This is a genomic window from Mycobacterium kyogaense, from assembly GCF_003254575.1.
Taxonomy (GTDB): Bacteria; Actinomycetota; Actinomycetes; order Mycobacteriales; family Mycobacteriaceae; genus Mycobacterium; species Mycobacterium kyogaense.
Genome location: NZ_QJUA01000008.1, coordinates 138,709 through 156,859 on the forward strand (window position 1 = coordinate 138,709; position 18,151 = coordinate 156,859).

An 18,151-nucleotide genomic window follows, 5' to 3' on the forward strand; every position below is an offset into this window, starting at 1 on the left:
CCCCTAGTCCGGTACTGCGACCCAGGCGCCACCGGAGTTCATCGACGCGATCAGGGCGTCGGCGACAACGGCAGCCCGCAGACCATCGGTCACGCCGGCCAGGGTCGACGGCCGGCCGAGGCGCAATGAGTCGATCCACTCCTGCAGTTCGAGCCGGTAGGCGTCGCTGAACCGCGGAATCCAATCCGCCGCATAGTCAATCGAACGCGTGCGCTGCGAATCCGAGACGATGTGCGTGGGCTGCGTCAGCGCACAGACACCGGTCTCCATCACCACCTCGCACCGGATGTCGTAGCCGTAGCGGGCGTTGAGGAACAGCTCCGAGGTGATCAGCACACCGGACTGGGTGCGCAGCAGATACAGCTGAGGGTCCTGCCGATCGGCCACATGCGCGGCTGACCGGCCGTGCTGCCAACTGACCTCCACGATCGGCGAGTCGAGCAGCCACGGCATGACGTCGAGCTCATGGACAGCCGAATTGGTGATCGTGGCGGCCGAATCCCCGCCCGGGTAGCTCTGCACCGTCCGACTGACGCAGTGGGCGAGCAGCGGTGCGCCGCAGTCTCCTTCGCGGATGCGATCGCGCAGCGCGACGTAGGACGGGTCGAACCGCCGCATGAAACCCAGCGTGACGAGATCGGACGCACCGGCCGAAGCGCATTCGCCGACGAGCTCGCGACACTCGGCAGCCGTTGGCGCCAGCGGCTTCTCGCACAGCACCGGCTTGCGTGCACGGATCGCCGCCCGCACGAGATCGGCGTGGGTGTCGTCGCGGGTGGCGACGACGACCGCGTCGACCGCAGGATGGTCGATCACGGCGACGCCGTCCTCGAGAGCCGTCGCCCCCACCTCGTCGGCAACTGTGGCCGCGACCCGGGGATCGAAGTCGGCGACCGCGGTCACCGTCGCCCCCGAGACAACCCTGGACAGTTTGCGGGCGTGATCCGCCCCCATCACCCCGACGCCGATCACACCCACACGAATCACGTCAGAGTGCGGCACGTGGGACTCGAGGTCAGAGGTGGTCACGAGGGCCGAGCCTACGATCCGCCCCGACCGGTGTAAAGGCTTTGTGCATACGTCAAGACAAAATCTCTGAACAGCTGTTATGACGGTATGTACGCTGGCCGTCGCAGCGGGTATCCGACCATCGTGAACAAACTCTGGGCGGTCCTGGCGTTGACGTGTCTTGTCGCGGCGTGCGAGAGCAGACCACCTGACCAGGCCGCCCCGTCGACCACGCCCTCGGCGCCCACGAGCACCCCGACGACGACGGGATTGATCCCACCTGGCGCCCCCACCGAGGGCACCCGGCCACCCACCGACAGCCTGCCGCCCGCGGCGGAACCCCAGAACGCTCCCGCGCCCCAGCAACCGCCGCCCGGCCGTCAGATTCGGGTGGGGTCGGCGCCTGAAGGTGTGGTCGTCGACGCGGTGACCCGCACCGTGGCGGTCGCGGCCCGCCGACCGAACGAGCTCGTCCTGATCAACGTCGACACCGGCGAAATCACCGGGCGCACACCGTTACCGGGCGTCGCCCGCCATCTGCAGCTGGCGAAACCGGGCGGACCAGTCCTGGTACCGGTGGAAAGCGCGAACGCGCTGGTGCGCGTCGACCTTCCCGGCGGACGCGCCGAAGCCCAGATCATCACCGGCACCGTTCCCCACGACGCGTCGGAGGCACCGGACGGCACCGTGTTCGTGGCCAACGAGCTCGGAGGTACGGTGACCGCGCTCCGGGGCGACGACATCGTCAAGGTGTTCACCGACAGCGTGCAACCGGCGGGTCTGGCGCCGGTCGGCGACCGGATGGGCCTGCTCGACGTCCGCAAGAACGACCTGACGATCTACGACACCGCGAACCTGACGATCGTGGGCTCGACACCCGCCGGAGAAGGTCCCACCCACCTCGTCGCCGACAAGCACGGTCGGATGATCGCCGCCGACACCCGCGGCGATGCGGTCCGCGTCTTCGACACCTCGCCCCGCCAGCTCGCGGAGATCGCCCAGCCCGGTGGCCCCTACGGGATCACCTACGATTCCACGCGCGACATGCTGTGGGTCGCATCGTCGGGGACCAACGAAGTCGTCGGCTACGACATGGCAAACCCGATGCCCCGCGAAGTCAAACGATTTGCGACGGTGCAGAATCCGTACACGCTCGGCGTGGACTCGAAGACCGGGCGGCTCTTCGTTGCCGGCGCGACCGCCGGGGTCGTGCAGATCATCGACCCCGGCTAGCCACCCAGCGCCGCCCCGGTTGTGCGATCTCATCCGCGCCACACGGCGTGTCGTGGATGAAACCGCACAATCGCGACCGGGTTCAGAGGATGTAGAGCATCTCCTGGTAGGTCGGCAGCGGCCACAGGTCATCGGCGACCACGCCCTCCAAAGCGTCGGCGGCCGCACGCACGGCCTCCATCGCGGGCAGCAACACCTTCTGCGCGTGCGTGGCCTCGTCGAGCGCGGACTCCGCGGAGTGATCCGCCAGGCCCGCCTTCAGCGATGCCAACGCCGCAGTCAGGTCGGCGATCGGAGCCGAAACCGCTTCCAGCATCGTCGTATCGGCAGCCACCCCCGCGGCCTTCAGCGTGGCCACGTTCTGCGCCAGCTCGGTCTGATAGCGCACCGCGGCAGGCAGGATCACCGTCGTGCCGAGTTCCAGCGCGAGCTTGGCCTCGACGCCGATCGTCAGCGCGTACTGCTCGAGTCGAACCTCGTAGCGGCTGTGCAACTCGCGCTCGTTGAACACCCCGTAGCGTTCGAACACCTCGACGGCCTCGGGCTTGATCAACTCCGGGATCGCGTCGAGCGTGGTCTTCAGGTTCGGCAGGCCACGCTCGGCGGCTTCGATCTGCCAGTTCTCCGAGTAGCCGTCGCCGTTGAACACGACCGCGCCGTGCTCGGTGATGATCTCGGTCAGCAACTTCTGCACGGCCTGGTCGAAGTCCTCGCCCTCACCGACTGCCTTCTCGAGCACCGTCGCCATGTAGTCCAGCGAATCAGCCATGATCGTGTTCAGGATGATCATCGGCACGTTGATCGTCTGGCCCGAGCCCGGCGCACGGAACTCGAACCTGTTGCCGGTGAACGCAAACGGGCTGGTGCGGTTGCGGTCACCCGGATCGGTCGGCAGTTCGGGCAGGGTGTCGACGCCGATGATCATCGATCCCTTGCCCTTCGACGACGTCGCGGCGCCCTTGGCGATCTGCTCGAACACATCGGCCAGCTGTGCACCGAGGAAGATCGAGATGATCGCCGGGGGAGCTTCGTTCGCGCCCAGCCGGTGATCGTTGGTGGCCGAGGCCACCGAGACCCGCAGCAGGCCCGCGAACTTGTGCACCGCGCGGATGACCGCCGCGCAGAACACCAGGAACTGGGCGTTCTCGTGCGGGGTGTCGCCCGGCACCAGCAGGCTGCCGAATTGCGAGTTGCCCATGGAGAAGTTGACGTGCTTGCCCGAACCGTTGACCCCGGCGAACGGCTTCTCGTGGAAGAGGCATTCCATGCCGTGCTTCTTGGCGACGTTGCGGAAGATCGTCATCAGCAACTGCTGATGGTCGGCGGCGATGTTGGCCCGCTCGAACATCGGCGCGATCTCGAACTGCCCGGGGGCGACCTCGTTGTGCCGGGTCTTGGCCGGAATGCCGAGTTTGAACAGCTCACGCTCGGTGTCCATCATGAAGCCGAGCACCCGCTCGGGCACCGAGCCGAAGTAGTGGTCGTCGAACTCCTGGCCCTTGGGCGGCTTGGCGCCGAACAGGGTGCGGCCCGCGTTGATCAGGTCGGGACGGGCCAGGAAGAAGTGCCGGTCGACGAGGAAGTACTCCTGCTCCGGACCGCAGAACGACACGATGTGGTCGAAGTTCTTGTGGCCGAACAGTTTCAGGATCCGCTCGGCATGAGTGCCCATTGCCTGCTGGCTGCGCAGCAGTGGGGTCTTGTAGTCCAGCGCCTCACCCGTCATCGACACGAACACCGTGGGGATGCACAGCGTGTTGCCGTTGGGGTTCTCCAGGATGTAGGCCGGGCTGGTGACGTCCCACCCGGTGTAACCGCGCGCCTCGAACGTGCTGCGCAGGCCGCCCGACGGGAAGCTGGACGCGTCGGGCTCGCCCTGGATCAGGGTCTTGCCGGCGAACTCGGCCAGCGTCTGGCCGTCGGAGACGGGTTCGAGGAAGCTGTCGTGCTTCTCGGCGGTCAGCCCGGTCATCGGGTAGAAGACGTGCGCGTAGTGGGTGGCGCCTCTGGACAGCGCCCAGTCCTTCATCGCCGACGCGACCGAGTCGGCCACGGCCGGGTCCAGCTTGGCGCCCTTCTCGATGGTGGCGACCACGGACTTGTACACCGACTTGGGCAGCCGCAACTGCATCTCCGCCTTGGTGAACACGTTCGAGCCGAACACCTCACCGGGTGCCTCCGTCGGATCGAAGCTGATTGCCGGCGGGACATACGCTTCGACATTGTTGATCGCCTGCAGGCGTACCGAGTTACCGCTCACTGGACTTCCTTATCCGCTGCGTCGTCCGCTTCTGTTTCACAGACGATTGACCGGCCAACAGTAGGAACATCCGATGCCGATCCTGTTACGCGAGCGTCAACGTCGCAAGACGCGGGTTACGGGCAGCCGTCGTGGCCGCCGACGGCCGAACAGACCACAATGGGACAGATGTCGCGACGAGAGGCGTTTCCGTGGGCCGAGTGACCTCCCGTCGACGAGCGCACCATCTGACGGCCGGGGGCGCGACCGCCCGGGCCGAGACCCTGGCCGTCGAGGAACCGTTGGAGATCCGCGTCGACGGCCACCCCCTGACGGTGACGATGCGCACCCCCGGCAACGACGTCGAGCTCGCGCAGGGTTTCCTGCTCACCGAGGGCGTGGTCGCGGGCCGAGAAGACATCGCCTCGGTGCGCTACTGCCGCGGCGCCGACGAGGACGGGGTGAACTCGTACAACGTCCTGGACGTGACGCTGGCGCCCGGCGTCGCGCCGCCGGACGTCGACCCGACGCGCAATTTCTACACGACGTCGTCGTGCGGCGTGTGCGGCAAGGCCTCGCTGGAGGCGGTGCGGTTGGTCAGCAAGCACGCCCCCGGTGACGACCCGTTGACCGTGGAGGCGGACGTGCTGGCGGAGATGCCCGCGGAGCTGCGCCGCCGGCAGAAGGTGTTCGCCGCCACCGGAGGCCTGCACGGCGCGGGACTGTTCGATGCCGCTGGCCATGCGCTGGTGGTCCGCGAGGACATCGGCAGGCACAACGCCGTCGACAAGGTGATCGGCTGGGCGCTCGAACAGCATCGGGTACCGCTGGGCGGCACGGTGCTGCTGGTGAGTGGCCGGGCGTCGTTCGAGCTCACCCAGAAGGCGGTGATGGCCGGCATCCCGATGCTCGCCGCGGTGTCGGCGCCATCGTCACTGGCGGTGGATCTGGCCGCACAGTCGGGGCTGACCCTGGTGGCTTTCCTGCGGGGCGAGTCGATGAACGTCTACACCCGCCCGGACCGCGTCATCAACTGACCGCGAAAGTGCACTGGCGGTCGCCGATCAGCTGATCGAACGACCACCAGTGCACTCTCGTGGCAAAACTAGGCAGTCTTGTCGCGGCGCTCCGTGCGAGAAGGCTTGCGCGGCACGATCGTCGGCAGGACGTTGTCCTCGACGGTCTCCTTGGTCACGACCACCTTGGCGACGTCGTCGCGGCTGGGGATGTCGTACATCACCGGCAGCAGGACCTCTTCCATGATGGCGCGCAGGCCACGAGCGCCGGTACCGCGGTGGATGGCCTGATCGGCGATCGCATCCAGCGCGTCTTCGGCGAACTCGAGCTCGACGCCGTCCATCTCGAACAGCCGGGTGTACTGCTTGACCAAGGCGTTCTTCGGCGTCGACAGGATCGACACCAGCGATTCCTTGTCCAGGTTGGTCACCGAGGCGACCACCGGCAGACGACCGATGAACTCCGGGATCAGCCCGAACTTGATCAGGTCCTCGGGCATGACCTCGGCGAAGTGATCCTGGGTGTCGATCTCGGCCTTCGAATGCACCTCGGCACCGAATCCCAGACCACGCTTACCGACCCGGTCGGACACGATCTTCTCGAGCCCCGCGAACGCACCGGCCACGATGAACAACACGTTCGTGGTGTCGATCTGGATGAACTCCTGGTGCGGGTGCTTGCGACCGCCCTGCGGCGGCACCGACGCCTGCGTGCCCTCGAGGATCTTCAGCAGCGCCTGCTGCACACCCTCTCCGGAGACGTCGCGGGTGATCGACGGGTTCTCGCTCTTGCGGGCGATCTTGTCGACCTCGTCGATGTAGATGATGCCGGTCTCGGCGCGCTTGACGTCGTAGTCGGCGGCCTGAATCAGCTTGAGCAGAATGTTCTCGACGTCCTCGCCGACATAGCCGGCCTCGGTCAGCGCCGTGGCGTCGGCGATCGCGAACGGGACGTTGAGCATCTTGGCCAGCGTCTGGGCGAGGTAGGTCTTGCCGCAACCGGTGGGCCCGAGCATCAGGATGTTGGACTTGGCGAGCTCGACGGGCTCCGAGCGCGAATCGCGGCTCTTCTCCCCCGCCTGGATGCGCTTGTAGTGGTTGTAGACCGCGACGGCGAGCGTGCGCTTCGCGGTGTCCTGACCGATGACGTAGCTCTCGAGGAAGTCGCGGATCTCCGCAGGCTTGGGCAGCTCGTCGAGCTTGACGTCGTCAGCGTCGGCCAGTTCTTCTTCGATGATCTCGTTGCACAGATCGATGCATTCGTCGCAGATGTAGACGCCCGGTCCCGCGATGAGCTTCTTCACCTGCTTTTGACTCTTGCCGCAGAACGAGCACTTCAGCAGGTCACCGCCGTCTCCAATGCGTGCCATGGTGCAGGGGTCCTACTTCCTCTTGCTGTTGCACATCGATCGATTCGGTGGGTCGCACCGCAACGTTTCCGACGCTACCCGCATCTTCGGGCCCAGGGCGACCGATGAGGCCGAATAGCGCCGCTGATATTCACGTGTGGTTGCGACAACATATCGCCTGACCGCGTGCCGATGGCCCTGGAACGCACCACCGAGTCTCTGGCGTGTCGCCGCTGTTACTCGACCGAGAGTACCTATCCGTGGGAAGCACGGTCGGCGCGCCGTCTGTGTCGTCAGCGACCGGGACCGAGAGGCCCGGGTCCGACAGGTCCGGGACCGACCGGACCGGGTCCGACGGGCCCGACGACGCCACCCACCCCGACCGGCCCAATAGGTCCCACGACCGGGTTGGGTGGGTTGACGTAGACGTTCACCGCGACGCACTGGACGGTCGCGGCGTCCCAGTACGTGCCCGCCGGGCACACCGGTTCCTGGGCGTGCGCGACGCCATGGGTGAAGGCAGCCCCCGCGGCGGCCACGGCCAGCAACAGCATCTCCCCCATCGGTATCCTCCTCGAATATTGACGCCCACGTAGATCAAGAGCGTGGCACGTCCGCGATCAACCCGTGGGTCTTTTGCCCGCCGTAGCCTTCGAGGGTGACCTCTCTCACCGACGCCGTCGCGCTGGCTCAGTCGGACAACGGGCTCGCGGTGGTGTCGACGCTGCGAGCCGACCACACCATCCAGGCATCGCTGATCAACGCCGGCGTCCTCCCGCACCCCGCCTCCAACGAGCCGGTCCTGGGCTACGTCACCTACGGACGAGTGAAGCTGGCCAACTTGCGGGCCCGCCCGCAGACTGCGATCACCTTCAGGAGGGGATGGCAGTGGGCGACAGTGGAGGGGCGGGCCGAGCTGGCCGGACCCGACGACGCGCAGCCGTGGCTGAAGTCGGAGCAGATGCTCGCGCAGCTGCTCCGCGACATCTTCACCGCCGCAGGCGGAACCCACGACGACTGGGACGCGTACGACGCGACGATGCGCGAGCAGCGCCGCACCGCCGTGCTGGTGACCCCGACGAGGGTCTACAGCAACGGCTGAGCGTCAGGCGTTCTGCGCCGAGAGCTTGCGGTACTGCAGCACCGTGTCGATGATGCCGTAGTCCTTGGCTGCCTCGGCGGTGAGGATCTTGTCGCGATCGGTGTCCTTGCGGATCACGTCGGCAGGCTTGCCGGTGTGCCGCGACAGGGTCTCCTCCATCAGCGTGCGCATGCGCTCGATCTCCGCGGCCTGGATCTCCAGATCGGAGAACTGGCCCTGGATCACGCCGCCGAGGGCGGGCTGATGGATCAGGACGCGCGCGTTGGGCAGGGCCAGGCGCTTGCCCGGAGTGCCCGCCGCCAGCAGCACCGCGGCGGCCGAGGCGGCCTGCCCGAGGCACACCGTCTGAATGTCGGCGCGCACGTACTGCATGGTGTCGTAGATCGCCATCAGCGAGGTGAACGAACCGCCCGGCGAGTTGATGTACATCGTGATGTCGCGGTCGGGATCGAGCGACTCGAGCACCAGCAGCTGGGCCATGATGTCGTTCGCCGACGCGTCGTCGACCTGCACGCCGAGGAAGATGATGCGTTCCTCGAACAGCTTGTTGTACGGGTTCGATTCCTTGACGCCGAAGCTGGAGTGCTCGATGAACGACGGCAGGATGTAGCGGGCCTGCGGCTGCACGCGGGAGTCCAGCGACGGGTGAATAGACGAGTTATCGGTCATTTGTCGATTCCTGCTCCTGGTCCGTCGCCGTTGAGGGTGACGCTGGTGATGATGTGATCGACGAAGCCGTATTCGAGTGCTTCCTGCGCCGTGAACCACCGGTCACGGTCCGAATCGGCCTCGATGCGCTCGATGCTCTGCCCGGTGAACTCCGCGTTGAGGCGGAACATCTCCTTCTTGATGCTGGCGAACTGCTCGGCCTGGATCGCGATGTCCGCAGCGCCGCCGGTGATGCCGCCGAGCGGCTGATGCATCAGGATGCGGGCGTGCGGCAGGGCGTAGCGCTTGCCCTTGGTGCCGGCGGCGAGCAGGAACTCGCCCATCGACGCGGCCATGCCCATGGCGTAGGTCGCCACGTCGCACGGGGCCAGCACCATGGTGTCGTAGATCGCCATGCCGGCGCTGATCGAGCCACCGGGCGAGTTGATGTAGAGGTGGATGTCCTTGGTGGGATCCTCGGCCGACAGCAGCAGGATCTGGGCGCACAGCCGGTTGGCGATGTCATCGTCGACCTGGGAGCCCAGGAAGATGATGCGCTCGGCCAGCAATCGCTCATACACCGAGTCGACAAGGTTGAGGCCCGAGGAGGCGCCACGCATGTCAGTCACGACTGGATACCTGCTTTCTTCTGTGTACTTCCGACGCGGTGACCGGTCTTACGGACGACACTAACCAACCCGCGCCGCTGGGGAGTCCCCAGACGCCGCGCGTTCGCTCAGAGCATCACTTGGTGTCGTCGTCCCCGGATGTCTCGGCGGCGTCGGTGTCGTCGGCGTTCTCGGTGTCTGTCTCGGCAGTTGCCTCGTCGCCGGCCTCGATCTCGTCGTCCACGACGGCCGCGTCACCGGTGGGCCCGAAGAACTCGGTGGTGTCGATCTCGGTGCCGTCGGTGTCGGTCACGGTCGCCCCGTGCACGACGGCCGCGACGGTCAGACCGCGACGCACATCGGCGAACATCGCCGGCAGCTGATTGTTCTGCTGCAGCATCTGGATCAGCTGCTGGGGCTCGATGCCGTACTGGCGCGACATGAGCACCAGGCGCTCGGTGATGTCGTTCTGCCCCACCTGGATGTCCAGCTTGTCGGCGATCGCGTCCATCAGCAGCTGGGTCTTGATGGCCTTCTCCGCGTTGGTGCGGTTCTCGGTGTCGAACTCCTCGCGGCTGCTGCCCTGCTCGGCCAGCGACTCGGCGAACTTGTCCTCGTCATGGTCGAGGCCGTGGATGGCGTTGTGCAGCGTGTCGTCGACCTGGGCCTGCACGACGGCTTCGGGCAGCGGCACCTCGACCTGGGTGAGCAGCTCCTCGATGGTCTTGTCGCGGATGGCCTCGGCCTGCTGCACGCGCTTGACGCGGGCCACCTTCTCGCGGAGGTCGGCCTTGAGCTCGTCGATGGTGTCGAATTCGCTTGCCAGCTGCGCGAATTCGTCGTCCAGCTCGGGCAGTTCACGGGTCTTGACCGACTTCACCGTGACGGTGACCTCAGCCTCCCGGTCGGCATGCTCGCCGGCGACCAGCGTCGTGGTGAACGTCGCGGACTCGCCCTCTGTGAGCCCGACGATCGCCTCGTCGAGGCCGTCGATGAGCTGACCGGAGCCGACCTCGTGCGACAGGCCCTCGGTCTTGGCCTCCGGCACGTCCTCGCCGTCGACCGTGGCCGACAGATCGATGGAGACGAAGTCGCCGTTCTCGGCGGCGCGATCGACACCGGTCAGGGTGCCGAAACGCTTCTGCAGCGAGTCCAGCTCGGCCTCGACGTCGGAGTCCTCGACGCTGATCGGGTCCACGGTGACCTTGAGGGTGCTCAGGTCGGGCAGGTCGATCTCGGGACGGATGTCGACCTCGGCGGTGAACACCAGCTCCTCGTTGTCCTCGAGCTTGGTCACCTCGATCTCGGGCTGACCGATGGGCTGCAGGGACTCCGAGGTGATGGCCTCGCTGTAGCGGGTGGGCAGTGCGTCGTTGACGACCTGCTCGAGCACCGCGCCGCGGCCGACGCGCGCCTCGAGGAGCTTGCGCGGCGCCTTGCCCGGGCGGAAGCCGGGCAGCCGGACCTGCTTGGCCAGCTGCTTGAAGGCGTTGTCGATCTCCGGCTCGAGTTCGGTGAAGGGCACCTCCACGTTGATGCGCACCCGGGTCGGGCTCAGCTTCTCGACGGTGCTCTTCACTTCGGTACTCCTCTATTGCTTTCGTCTGATGGGTCGAACTGGTCGGGGTGACAGGATTTGAACCTGCGGCCTTCCGCTCCCAAAGCGGATGCGCTACCAAGCTGCGCTACACCCCGGTCGTCGCTGCCGCCTCACGCTCACGCGCAGCGTCAGACCACCGGCGATCCTACGTCCTGACCTCAGCGAAGCCACATCCAGATGGCGATTGGATTCTCGGGGGGCGGGGCCGGTATCCTCTGGCGGTACTGCAGCGGCGCTGCAGCGACACGCGGGCGTAGCTCAATGGTAGAGCCTCAGTCTTCCAAACTGATTACGCGGGTTCGATTCCCGTCGCCCGCTCCACCCGCTCAGAACCCGAAGTACACCGCGGCCATGTCGTCGCCGCCGTGGCCGGCTGAGCTCGCACTGTCGAACACCGCGCGGACGCCATCGATCAGGTCCGTCGACACCCCGGCGTCGGCGAGTGCGGTCCGGATCAGACCCGTGTCTTTGCGCACGCCGTCCACACTGAACTGCGGCGCGTAGGAATCCTCGATGATCGCCGTGCCCTTCATCTGCAGGTAGGCCGAGTTCGCCGCCGACCCGTCGAGCGCCTCCAGCACCTGGCGCTGATCCACGCCGAGGCCCTTCGCCAGAGCCATCGACTGCGCGGTCGCTGCCGCGATCGAGGCGATCCACGCGTTGCACGCCAGCTTCAGCTTGGAGCCCGCCCCGGGCTCCTCGCCGACCCACAGCGTCTTGGACCCGACGGCGTCGAAGGCCGGCTGCACCCGGTCCCGCAGGGCGGGATCGCCAGAGGCCAGCATCACGAGCTTGCCCTGCTCCGCGGGCCCCTTCGTGCCCAGTACCGGGCAGTCGAGGAACGCCACACCGTGCGTGGCGGCCAGCGACGCGGTCTGCGCCGCACCTTCCACCCCGACCGTCGCGCACTGCACGAACACGGCGCCGTCGCCGAGGTGCGGCAGCACGGTCTCCATCACCGACACCGTCGACTCGGTGTCGAACAGCATCGCCATCACGACCTCCGCATCGGCGACCGCCGCCACCGGGTCGAGCGCCACCACGGCACCGTCGTCGGTCAACGGCTCGGCCCGTTCGGGTGTGCGGTTCCACACCGTGACGTCGAAGCCGTCGCGCAGCAGTGACTGCGCCATCCCGGCGCCCATCGCGCCCGTTCCCAACACCGTGATCCGCATTCACGCCATTCTGCGTCATCCGAGCTGCGGGAGGCCGCGCGCGCTGCCGAAAACCGTGAAACGCGTTGGTGCGCAACGTCAATTGGGCACCCTCGACATTGTCAGTCCGCGACGGCCGCGGCGATCACGCGTTCTGCCGCGGCGTCGACGCGCGACCGGTCGCCGGTGACCAGTCCGTCCTGGCACAGTCCACGCAACCCGGAGACGACTAGCGTCGCCCGCGCCCTCGCGTCGGCTTTCTCGAAGCCCAGACCCGTCAGTGCGGCGGCGATCGGGTCGAGCATCACGGTCACGGCATCGTCGGCGTAGGGCTGGTAGGTGTCCGGATCGGTGATCGCCAGGCTCAGCACTTGCAACAGCAGGGCGACGCTGCGTCGCTGCCGCCCGCGGGTGATGGCTCGCCACAGGGTGTGTGCAGCCGCGACGAAGTCGTCCGCCGAAGCCACCCCGTCGAAGATCTCGCCGGCGTTCGGACGGCTCGCGGCCATCGCCTGCGCCAGGAGCTCCCCGCGGTCGCCGAAGTAGTAGAGCAGCATGCGCTTGCTCGTCCCCAGCGCCTCGGCCATGGGCGCCAATGAGATGTCGGCGACTCCCCGCTCCTCGAGGTAGGTCACGACGGCACGGAGTAGCTCGGTCCGACGCTGGGGATCGGCAGTGCGCGGCATCAGTTGAACGTACCGATCGGTACGTCTATCGTCAATGATGTGCCGATCGGTACACGAATAAAGGAGTGGACGATGACGGATGGGAAGACACTGCGGGTCGCGATCGTCGGAGCCGGCATCGGCGGGCTGACGGCGGCCCTGGCGCTGCGCGCCCGGGGATTCGATGCGCGGGTGTACGAGCAGGCAACGGAACTGCGAGCCCTCGGCGCCGGCGTGTCGATCGCCCCCAACGGAGCGCGGGTGTTCGACGGCCTCGGCGTCGGAGAGCGGTTGCGCGCGGTCGCCGGTCAATACTCGCACTACGTGTTCCGCACCGCCGACGGCCGGCCCGTCGCCGGTGAGCCGTCCCGCCTCTCGTTCGGCGATCCGCAGCGGACGATGTTCCTGCACCGCGGCGAATTCCAGGCGGCGCTCTCCGGCGCGCTCCCCGCCTCGGCAATCCAGTTGGGGCGCAGGGTGATCGAGGCGCGCGATGGCGACGACGGGGTGACGGTGCGGTTCGCCGACGGCAGCACCGTCGACGCTGATCTGCTTATCGCCGCGGACGGAATCCATTCGCGCCTGCAAGGCCTGGTCAGCGAACCAGCCCAGCCGGTCAGCGAAGGCATCATGGCCTACCGCGGGCTGATTCCGGCCGACCGACTTGCGGGCATCGAGCCGATCGCCGCGATGGATGCCTGCGCGATGTGGATGGGCCCAGGCCGCAGCTTCCTGGTCTATCCCGTCTCCGCGGGCCGGCTGCTCAACGTCGTCGCCTTCGTGCCGACCGACCTCGACGTCACCGAATCGTGGACCGCACCCGGCGATGTTCGCGAACTCGCCGCCGCCTACGCGGGGTGGGACCAACCCGTGCTCGACATCATCGGCAGGATGGACGAGACGTTCCGCTGGGGCATCTACGATCGCGAGCCGCTCGCGAACTGGTCGGGACGTCACGTCACACTGCTCGGCGATTCAGCCCATGCCGTCGTCCCCCACTTGGGCCAGGGCGCCAACCAGGCCGTCGAAGACGCCGTCACCCTGGCGACCGTCCTGCAGGGGTGCGTGCGAGCCGATCTCCCTTCCCGGCTCCGGCTCTATCAGGATCTCCGGTTGGCCCGGACCCGCCAGGTGCGAGACGGCGCCCGGGAAGCAGGGCGCACCTACCGCTCGACCCAGCTCACACCGCACGAGCGGGCCGAACGCATCGAAGCCATCTTCGACCGGATTGCCGTGAACTCCTACGACGCGCAAAGCGTGGCGCGCGCAGCGCTCTCGGCGGCATGACCAATGACGACGCAACAACAGCAAATCATTACGGGCGTGGAACTTTTCCGGGATTACCGGCGACACTTCCACACCGCACGGGTAGCGTCGCCAACGACGAATGGGGGGCCATCTGTCGCCGAGCAACCGCGCGGGCATCGAATGTCGCGCGGGAACGGGATTAGACCTGAGCAATTCGGGCAAACCTCCAGCTCGAGCGGTGGGTGCCGCTAGCGCACAGCCACAGGGGGGCAACCATGAACAAAGTGATCGCCGCAGTTCCGATGGTGGCGGCCGCAGCGCTGTTGTCCGCGACACCTGCTGTCGCGGACGTCGCCTACATGACCGGGTTGTTCGGCGCCAAGGTGGACTACGCCAGCATCAAGGCGCCGACCGGGCAGGGCTGCGATCCCGGCGCGGGCTGCGATCTGATTCCCTATGCCAACTTCAGCGTCAACGCGGCGAGCTTGCAGCGTGGCGTCCAAGCGATCGAGGACTATGTCGCCGCACACCCCGGCGAGAACACGATCTGGACCTACTCCGACTCCACCGACGCCGCCATCGAGTACATGAACACCCACCCCGAGGACACCACCACGCAGTTCTACCTGCTCGGGGCGCCCAGTACACCCGGCAACTTCAGCCCCTTCAGCTTCTTCAGTCGCCATCCGACGTTGGCCAACGGCGTCGGTTCGAACGCGACGTTCGTCCTGCGGCAGTACGACATCGTCGCCGACGTCCCGGCCGGGACCAGGAACTTCGCCCGGTACAACCTCAGTCAGAGAGTCCACCGCGACGGGTACAACGGCCTCGATCTCTCCAACCCGGCGGTCTCCTACACAGACCCGCGAACCGGGTCCACCACCCAGTACTTCCTCACCTATCCGCTGCCCTTGATCAACCCGGGCTGGAAGACACCGGAGCAGATCGCTGCTCAGGACAAGGCGCTGCGACCGGGCATCGAGAGCCAGTACTACGTGCCGGGCAAGGTTCAGCGGCCGGTGGTCCTCCCCTCGCCCACCTACCCCGTCACACCGACGGTCGCGCAGGTCGAATCAACGACTCCGACGGACACCGACGCCACGACATCGACCGCGAAGAACGACGATTCACCACGCCCCATCCGCAAATTGTTCTCGAGGCTGTCGGAGCGCCAGCAGTCGTCGCAGCCGGATGTTGCTGCTGCCGCTAAGGACTCCACGACAACCAAGGCGAAGAAGGATCGCCCGCGTCTGCGCGATCGCATCGCGGCTCGGCAGGCCGAGCGCGCCGCATCGTCGGCGGACTGATCTCGTCTCTCCATCACGCGTAGACGCCCTCTTTCCGGGTAGCAGGCGAAGCGACCACGCCGGCTATTCGGGGAGGAATCATGATCGACGCTTCGAAAGCGCCGCTCGACGCAGCGATGCCTGGACTGCGGTTCAACGGACATCGTGGCCCAGCGAGGTGGGGCGCGGGCGAGGTGATCTTCACCGAGGGTGACCTCGACACCTGCCTGTACGTGATCAACGACGGCAGGGTTCGGGTCGGCCTCAACAGGGACACCGACCGGGAGTGCTTGGTCCAGGTACTGGGGCCGGGCGAACTGTTCGGCGAGGAGTCCGTCTTCGATCCCGGCCCACGCACCACCTGCGCCGTCGCGATCACCGACGCGACCGCCACGAGGATCGAACGCGACGAGCTGCTGGCGATGATGACGACACAGCCAGAGATGGCTCAGCGATTCATGCGTATCCTTTCCCGCCGAATTCGGAACACCTCGAGCAGCATCACCGACACCGTCTACGCCAGCGTGGCCGCGCGCGTGGCCAAACACCTGCTCGGTCTCGCGCAGCGCTTCGGCGTTCAGGAGCACGGCGCGATGCGGGTGCCGATGGATCTGACGCAGGAGCAGTTCGCCCATCTGGTCGGCAGTTCGCGAGAGTCGGTGAACAAGGCGCTGTGCGACTTCGCCGCGCGCGGCTGGATCGTCATCGCGAAAAAGAGCATCGTGATCAGGGAGTCCGAGCCTCTGGCCGCCCGCATGCACGGCGCCCGCCGCGCCCAGCTGGCAGCACGGTGACGGGAATGGACCTGCGCGTCACGTTCATCGGAAATGCCACCACGCTGATCCGCTGCGGCGGGATCACGGTGCTCACCGATCCGAACTTCCTCCATCAGGGCCAGCGCGCCTACCTGGGGTACGGGTTGTGGTCCAGGCGCCGGCGCCCGCCGGCCATCACTGTCGACGAGCTCCCGCCCCTGCACGCCGTCGTGCTGTCCCACATGCACGGCGACCACTGGGATCGTGTCGCCGAACGCGGGCTCGACCACGAGCTACCGATCGTGACCACGCATGCTGCCGCACACCGATTGCACAGCAAGGGTTTTCACGCCGCGCACGGGTTGGACACGTGGCGGACGTCGCTGATCGAGAAGGACGGTCACCGTCTGACGGTGACGGCTCTACCCGGCCGGCACGCGCCTATGCCCCTGCGCCGGCTGCTCCCCCCGGTGATGGGCTCCATGCTCGAGTTCAGCGACGGCACCGAACAGTGCCGGCTCTACATCTCCGGCGACACTTTGCTCATCGACGAACTCGCCGAGATTCCTTTGCATTTCGACGCGATCGATGCCGGCATCCTTCACCTGGGTGGCACGCGCCTACCGGCGGGCGGGAAGCTCCCGTTCGGCGTCACGGTCACCATGGACGGTGTTGCCGGCGCGGAGGCGGCGCGGCGGCTGGACCTTCCGCGGGTCGTTCCTGTGCACTTCGACGACTACGGGGTCTTTGCGTCTCCGCTCAGTGATTTCACGGCGGCCATGCGTGAGCGCGGCCTCGGTGACCGTCTGATCCACATCGAACGCGGTCAGACGGTCACCCTCTGAGGGTCACCGTCGCTCGGCACCGGCCACCGGGCGGCCGAGCACCAACCCGAGCGCGAGCATGCCCAACGCCAGGATCAGATGCAGCCAGTTGTCGGCATCGTTGACCGGTACGAAGTTCATGTTGCTGCCGCGATCGATGATGAGTCCGTACAGCCACAGCACGGCATAGATCACGGCGCCGACGATGAGGTACAGCCGCGCCGTAGTCGCACTGCGCGCCAACAGGATTCCTGCGATCCCGAATGCCAGGTGGACGATGTTGTGCAGCACCGACACGGCGAAGAGCCCGAACAGCATGGCCCCGGAATGATGTCCCGCGAAACTCAACTCGCTGTAATTGGTGGTCACACCGGGAATGAACCCGGCGATGCCGACGACGAGGAAGACGACGCCGACGATCATCGCGGCCCACTGGACGTGCGATCGGGACGCCGAGACTCGAGTCGAAGAACTCGGTGTGGAAGAGGTCGGCCTGTGAGAGGTCATGGTGGGTCATGTCCTTTCGTGTCGTGGGGCGCGCGGCGGCGCCGACGGTCGACGGCCCTGCTACCCGAGGGTGAGGGCCTGAAACGACACCGGGCTCACCGGCGGCCTGTCGGTACGCTGTGAACCATGGAAGGCGTTCTCCTGCTCCTCATCGTGCTGGTGGTCGCGGCGATCGGCATCGCCGTGTACGCATCGTCCAAGGCGTCCGGTCAGCGCAGCGCTGCTTCACTGGCCGATGCCAAAGCCGACGCCCGTCGTCTCATCGAGCGTCTCGGCGGGCAGGTGTACGGGCTGAGCGGAACCGACGACGCCTCGAAGCAAGCGCTGGCCGACGCATCGGAGCGGTACACCGCGGCGTCCTCGCAGATCGACCAGGCCACCACCGTGAAGCAGGCGGCACTGGCCAAGGAGAGCGCCGTCGAAGGGCTGTACTACGTGCGCGCGGCGCGCACCGCGATGGGTATGGACCCGGGGCCGGATCTGGAGACGCTGTCCGGTCAGCGATCGGCCGGTGCAGTCACCGAGGACCGCCGCGTCGACTTCGACGGCCGGCAGATCGAGGCGTCGCCGACACCGTCGCAGCGCACGCCCAACTACTACCCCGGTGGCCGGGTCGCCGGCCGTCCGGTGCCTGCGGGCTGGTATTCCGAGCCGTGGTGGAAGCCGGCGCTGGTGGCGGGCGCCTGGGGCGTCGGCTCGGCACTGCTGTTCAGCTCGTTGTTCTCCGGGATGGCCGGAGTCGGCTATGACGCGAACGCTTTCGAAAACGGCTACGGCGACGGGTTCGCCGACGGGATGGAACAGGGCCAACTCGACGGCGGGAGCGCAGACGGCGGGGGCTTCGACGGAGCCGACACCGGCGGCGGCTGGGACGGCGGGGGCTGGGACAACGGCGGCGGAGACTGGGGC

General features: G+C 67.0%; 18 protein-coding genes and 2 tRNA genes. 9 read left to right on the forward strand and 11 right to left on the reverse strand.

Annotated features, from left to right (window positions below):
* Positions 1–3: 3 nt before the first annotated feature.
* Positions 4–1,029: a Gfo/Idh/MocA family oxidoreductase gene (locus DMB80_RS08780; RefSeq protein WP_276131527.1), complete on the reverse strand. Its 1,026-nt coding sequence runs from the start codon at positions 1,027–1,029 to the stop codon at positions 4–6.
* A 123-nt stretch (positions 1,030–1,152) separates the two neighbouring features.
* Here DMB80_RS08780 and DMB80_RS08785 point away from each other — a divergent pair, with 123 nt between their 5' ends.
* Positions 1,153–2,241 carry an NHL repeat-containing protein gene (locus tag DMB80_RS08785; RefSeq protein WP_240431080.1) on the forward strand — a complete coding sequence of 363 codons (1,089 nt, stop codon included), beginning with the start codon at positions 1,153–1,155 and terminating at the stop codon, positions 2,239–2,241.
* An 82-nt stretch (positions 2,242–2,323) separates the two neighbouring features.
* On the opposite strand, the gene DMB80_RS08790 is transcribed toward DMB80_RS08785, so the two are convergent.
* Positions 2,324–4,501: a glutamine synthetase III family protein gene (locus DMB80_RS08790; protein ID WP_111509488.1), complete on the reverse strand. Its 2,178-nt coding sequence runs from the start codon at positions 4,499–4,501 to the stop codon at positions 2,324–2,326.
* Between the two features lie 191 nt (positions 4,502–4,692).
* On the opposite strand from DMB80_RS08790, the gene fdhD reads away from it, so the two are divergent.
* Positions 4,693–5,517, forward strand: a complete 825-nt coding sequence (gene fdhD / locus DMB80_RS08795; protein ID WP_111509489.1) for a formate dehydrogenase accessory sulfurtransferase FdhD — start codon at positions 4,693–4,695, stop codon at positions 5,515–5,517.
* Positions 5,518–5,585: 68 nt separating this feature from the next.
* On the opposite strand, the gene clpX is transcribed toward fdhD, so the two are convergent.
* Together clpX and DMB80_RS28050 are read right to left on the reverse strand one after the other, a co-directional pair.
* Positions 5,586–6,866, reverse strand: coding sequence for an ATP-dependent Clp protease ATP-binding subunit ClpX (gene clpX / locus DMB80_RS08800; RefSeq protein WP_046364531.1), 1,281 nt, complete (start codon positions 6,864–6,866; stop codon positions 5,586–5,588).
* Between the two features lie 272 nt (positions 6,867–7,138).
* Positions 7,139–7,408 carry a hypothetical protein gene (locus DMB80_RS28050; RefSeq protein WP_162938455.1) on the reverse strand — a complete coding sequence of 90 codons (270 nt, stop codon included), beginning with the start codon at positions 7,406–7,408 and terminating at the stop codon, positions 7,139–7,141.
* A gap of 95 nt (positions 7,409–7,503) precedes the next feature.
* On the opposite strand from DMB80_RS28050, the gene DMB80_RS08810 reads away from it, so the two are divergent.
* A complete protein-coding gene (locus DMB80_RS08810) occupies positions 7,504–7,947 on the forward strand; it encodes a TIGR03618 family F420-dependent PPOX class oxidoreductase (RefSeq protein WP_111509491.1) in 444 nt (147 codons plus the stop codon).
* A gap of 3 nt (positions 7,948–7,950) precedes the next feature.
* Here DMB80_RS08810 and DMB80_RS08815 read toward each other — a convergent pair whose 3' ends face one another.
* The 4 genes from DMB80_RS08815 to DMB80_RS08830 form a co-directional block, all read right to left on the reverse strand.
* Positions 7,951–8,616: an ATP-dependent Clp protease proteolytic subunit gene (locus DMB80_RS08815; RefSeq protein ID WP_046364528.1), complete on the reverse strand. Its 666-nt coding sequence runs from the start codon at positions 8,614–8,616 to the stop codon at positions 7,951–7,953.
* The gene (locus DMB80_RS08820; protein WP_111509492.1) at positions 8,613–9,224 is read right to left on the reverse strand and encodes an ATP-dependent Clp protease proteolytic subunit; all 612 of its coding nucleotides are present in this window, start codon (positions 9,222–9,224) and stop codon (positions 8,613–8,615) included. The genes DMB80_RS08815 and DMB80_RS08820 overlap by 4 nt, the downstream gene beginning before the upstream one ends.
* Before the next feature lie 115 nt (positions 9,225–9,339).
* Positions 9,340–10,782, reverse strand: a complete 1,443-nt coding sequence (gene tig / locus DMB80_RS08825) for a trigger factor (RefSeq protein WP_111509493.1) — start codon at positions 10,780–10,782, stop codon at positions 9,340–9,342.
* A 39-nt stretch (positions 10,783–10,821) separates the two neighbouring features.
* Positions 10,822–10,898: transfer RNA gene (locus tag DMB80_RS08830), tRNA-Pro, on the reverse strand.
* Between the two features lie 152 nt (positions 10,899–11,050).
* On the opposite strand from DMB80_RS08830, the gene DMB80_RS08835 reads away from it, so the two are divergent.
* Positions 11,051–11,124 (forward strand) — tRNA-Gly (locus DMB80_RS08835).
* A gap of 5 nt (positions 11,125–11,129) precedes the next feature.
* On the opposite strand, the gene DMB80_RS08840 is transcribed toward DMB80_RS08835, so the two are convergent.
* A complete protein-coding gene (locus DMB80_RS08840; RefSeq protein WP_111509494.1) occupies positions 11,130–11,978 on the reverse strand; it encodes an NAD(P)-dependent oxidoreductase in 849 nt (282 codons plus the stop codon).
* A gap of 101 nt (positions 11,979–12,079) precedes the next feature.
* Complete coding sequence (locus DMB80_RS08845; RefSeq protein ID WP_111509495.1) at positions 12,080–12,643, reverse strand: TetR/AcrR family transcriptional regulator; 564 nt, start codon at positions 12,641–12,643, stop codon at positions 12,080–12,082.
* Between the two features lie 72 nt (positions 12,644–12,715).
* On the opposite strand from DMB80_RS08845, the gene DMB80_RS08850 reads away from it, so the two are divergent.
* The 4 genes from DMB80_RS08850 to DMB80_RS08865 all read left to right on the forward strand — a co-directional run bounded on the left by DMB80_RS08850 (position 12,716) and on the right by DMB80_RS08865 (position 16,756).
* Positions 12,716–13,909 carry an FAD-dependent monooxygenase gene (locus DMB80_RS08850; protein ID WP_111509496.1) on the forward strand — a complete coding sequence of 398 codons (1,194 nt, stop codon included), beginning with the start codon at positions 12,716–12,718 and terminating at the stop codon, positions 13,907–13,909.
* A 236-nt stretch (positions 13,910–14,145) separates the two neighbouring features.
* Positions 14,146–15,177 (forward strand): PE-PPE domain-containing protein, encoded by a 1,032-nt coding sequence (locus DMB80_RS08855; protein ID WP_111509497.1) that lies wholly within the window; start codon positions 14,146–14,148, stop codon positions 15,175–15,177.
* 80 nt (positions 15,178–15,257) lie between these two features.
* Positions 15,258–15,950 (forward strand): Crp/Fnr family transcriptional regulator, encoded by a 693-nt coding sequence (locus tag DMB80_RS08860; protein ID WP_111509498.1) that lies wholly within the window; start codon positions 15,258–15,260, stop codon positions 15,948–15,950.
* A gap of 5 nt (positions 15,951–15,955) precedes the next feature.
* Complete coding sequence (locus DMB80_RS08865; RefSeq protein WP_111509499.1) at positions 15,956–16,756, forward strand: MBL fold metallo-hydrolase; 801 nt, start codon at positions 15,956–15,958, stop codon at positions 16,754–16,756.
* 3 nt (positions 16,757–16,759) lie between these two features.
* Here the strand turns inward: DMB80_RS08865 and DMB80_RS08870 are convergent, their stop codons facing one another.
* A complete protein-coding gene (locus DMB80_RS08870) occupies positions 16,760–17,158 on the reverse strand; it encodes a DUF4383 domain-containing protein (RefSeq protein ID WP_240431081.1) in 399 nt (132 codons plus the stop codon).
* Positions 17,159–17,368: 210 nt separating this feature from the next.
* On the opposite strand from DMB80_RS08870, the gene DMB80_RS08875 reads away from it, so the two are divergent.
* On the forward strand, positions 17,369–18,151 hold a 783-nt coding region (locus DMB80_RS08875), incomplete at its 3' end, for a DUF1542 domain-containing protein (RefSeq protein WP_111509501.1).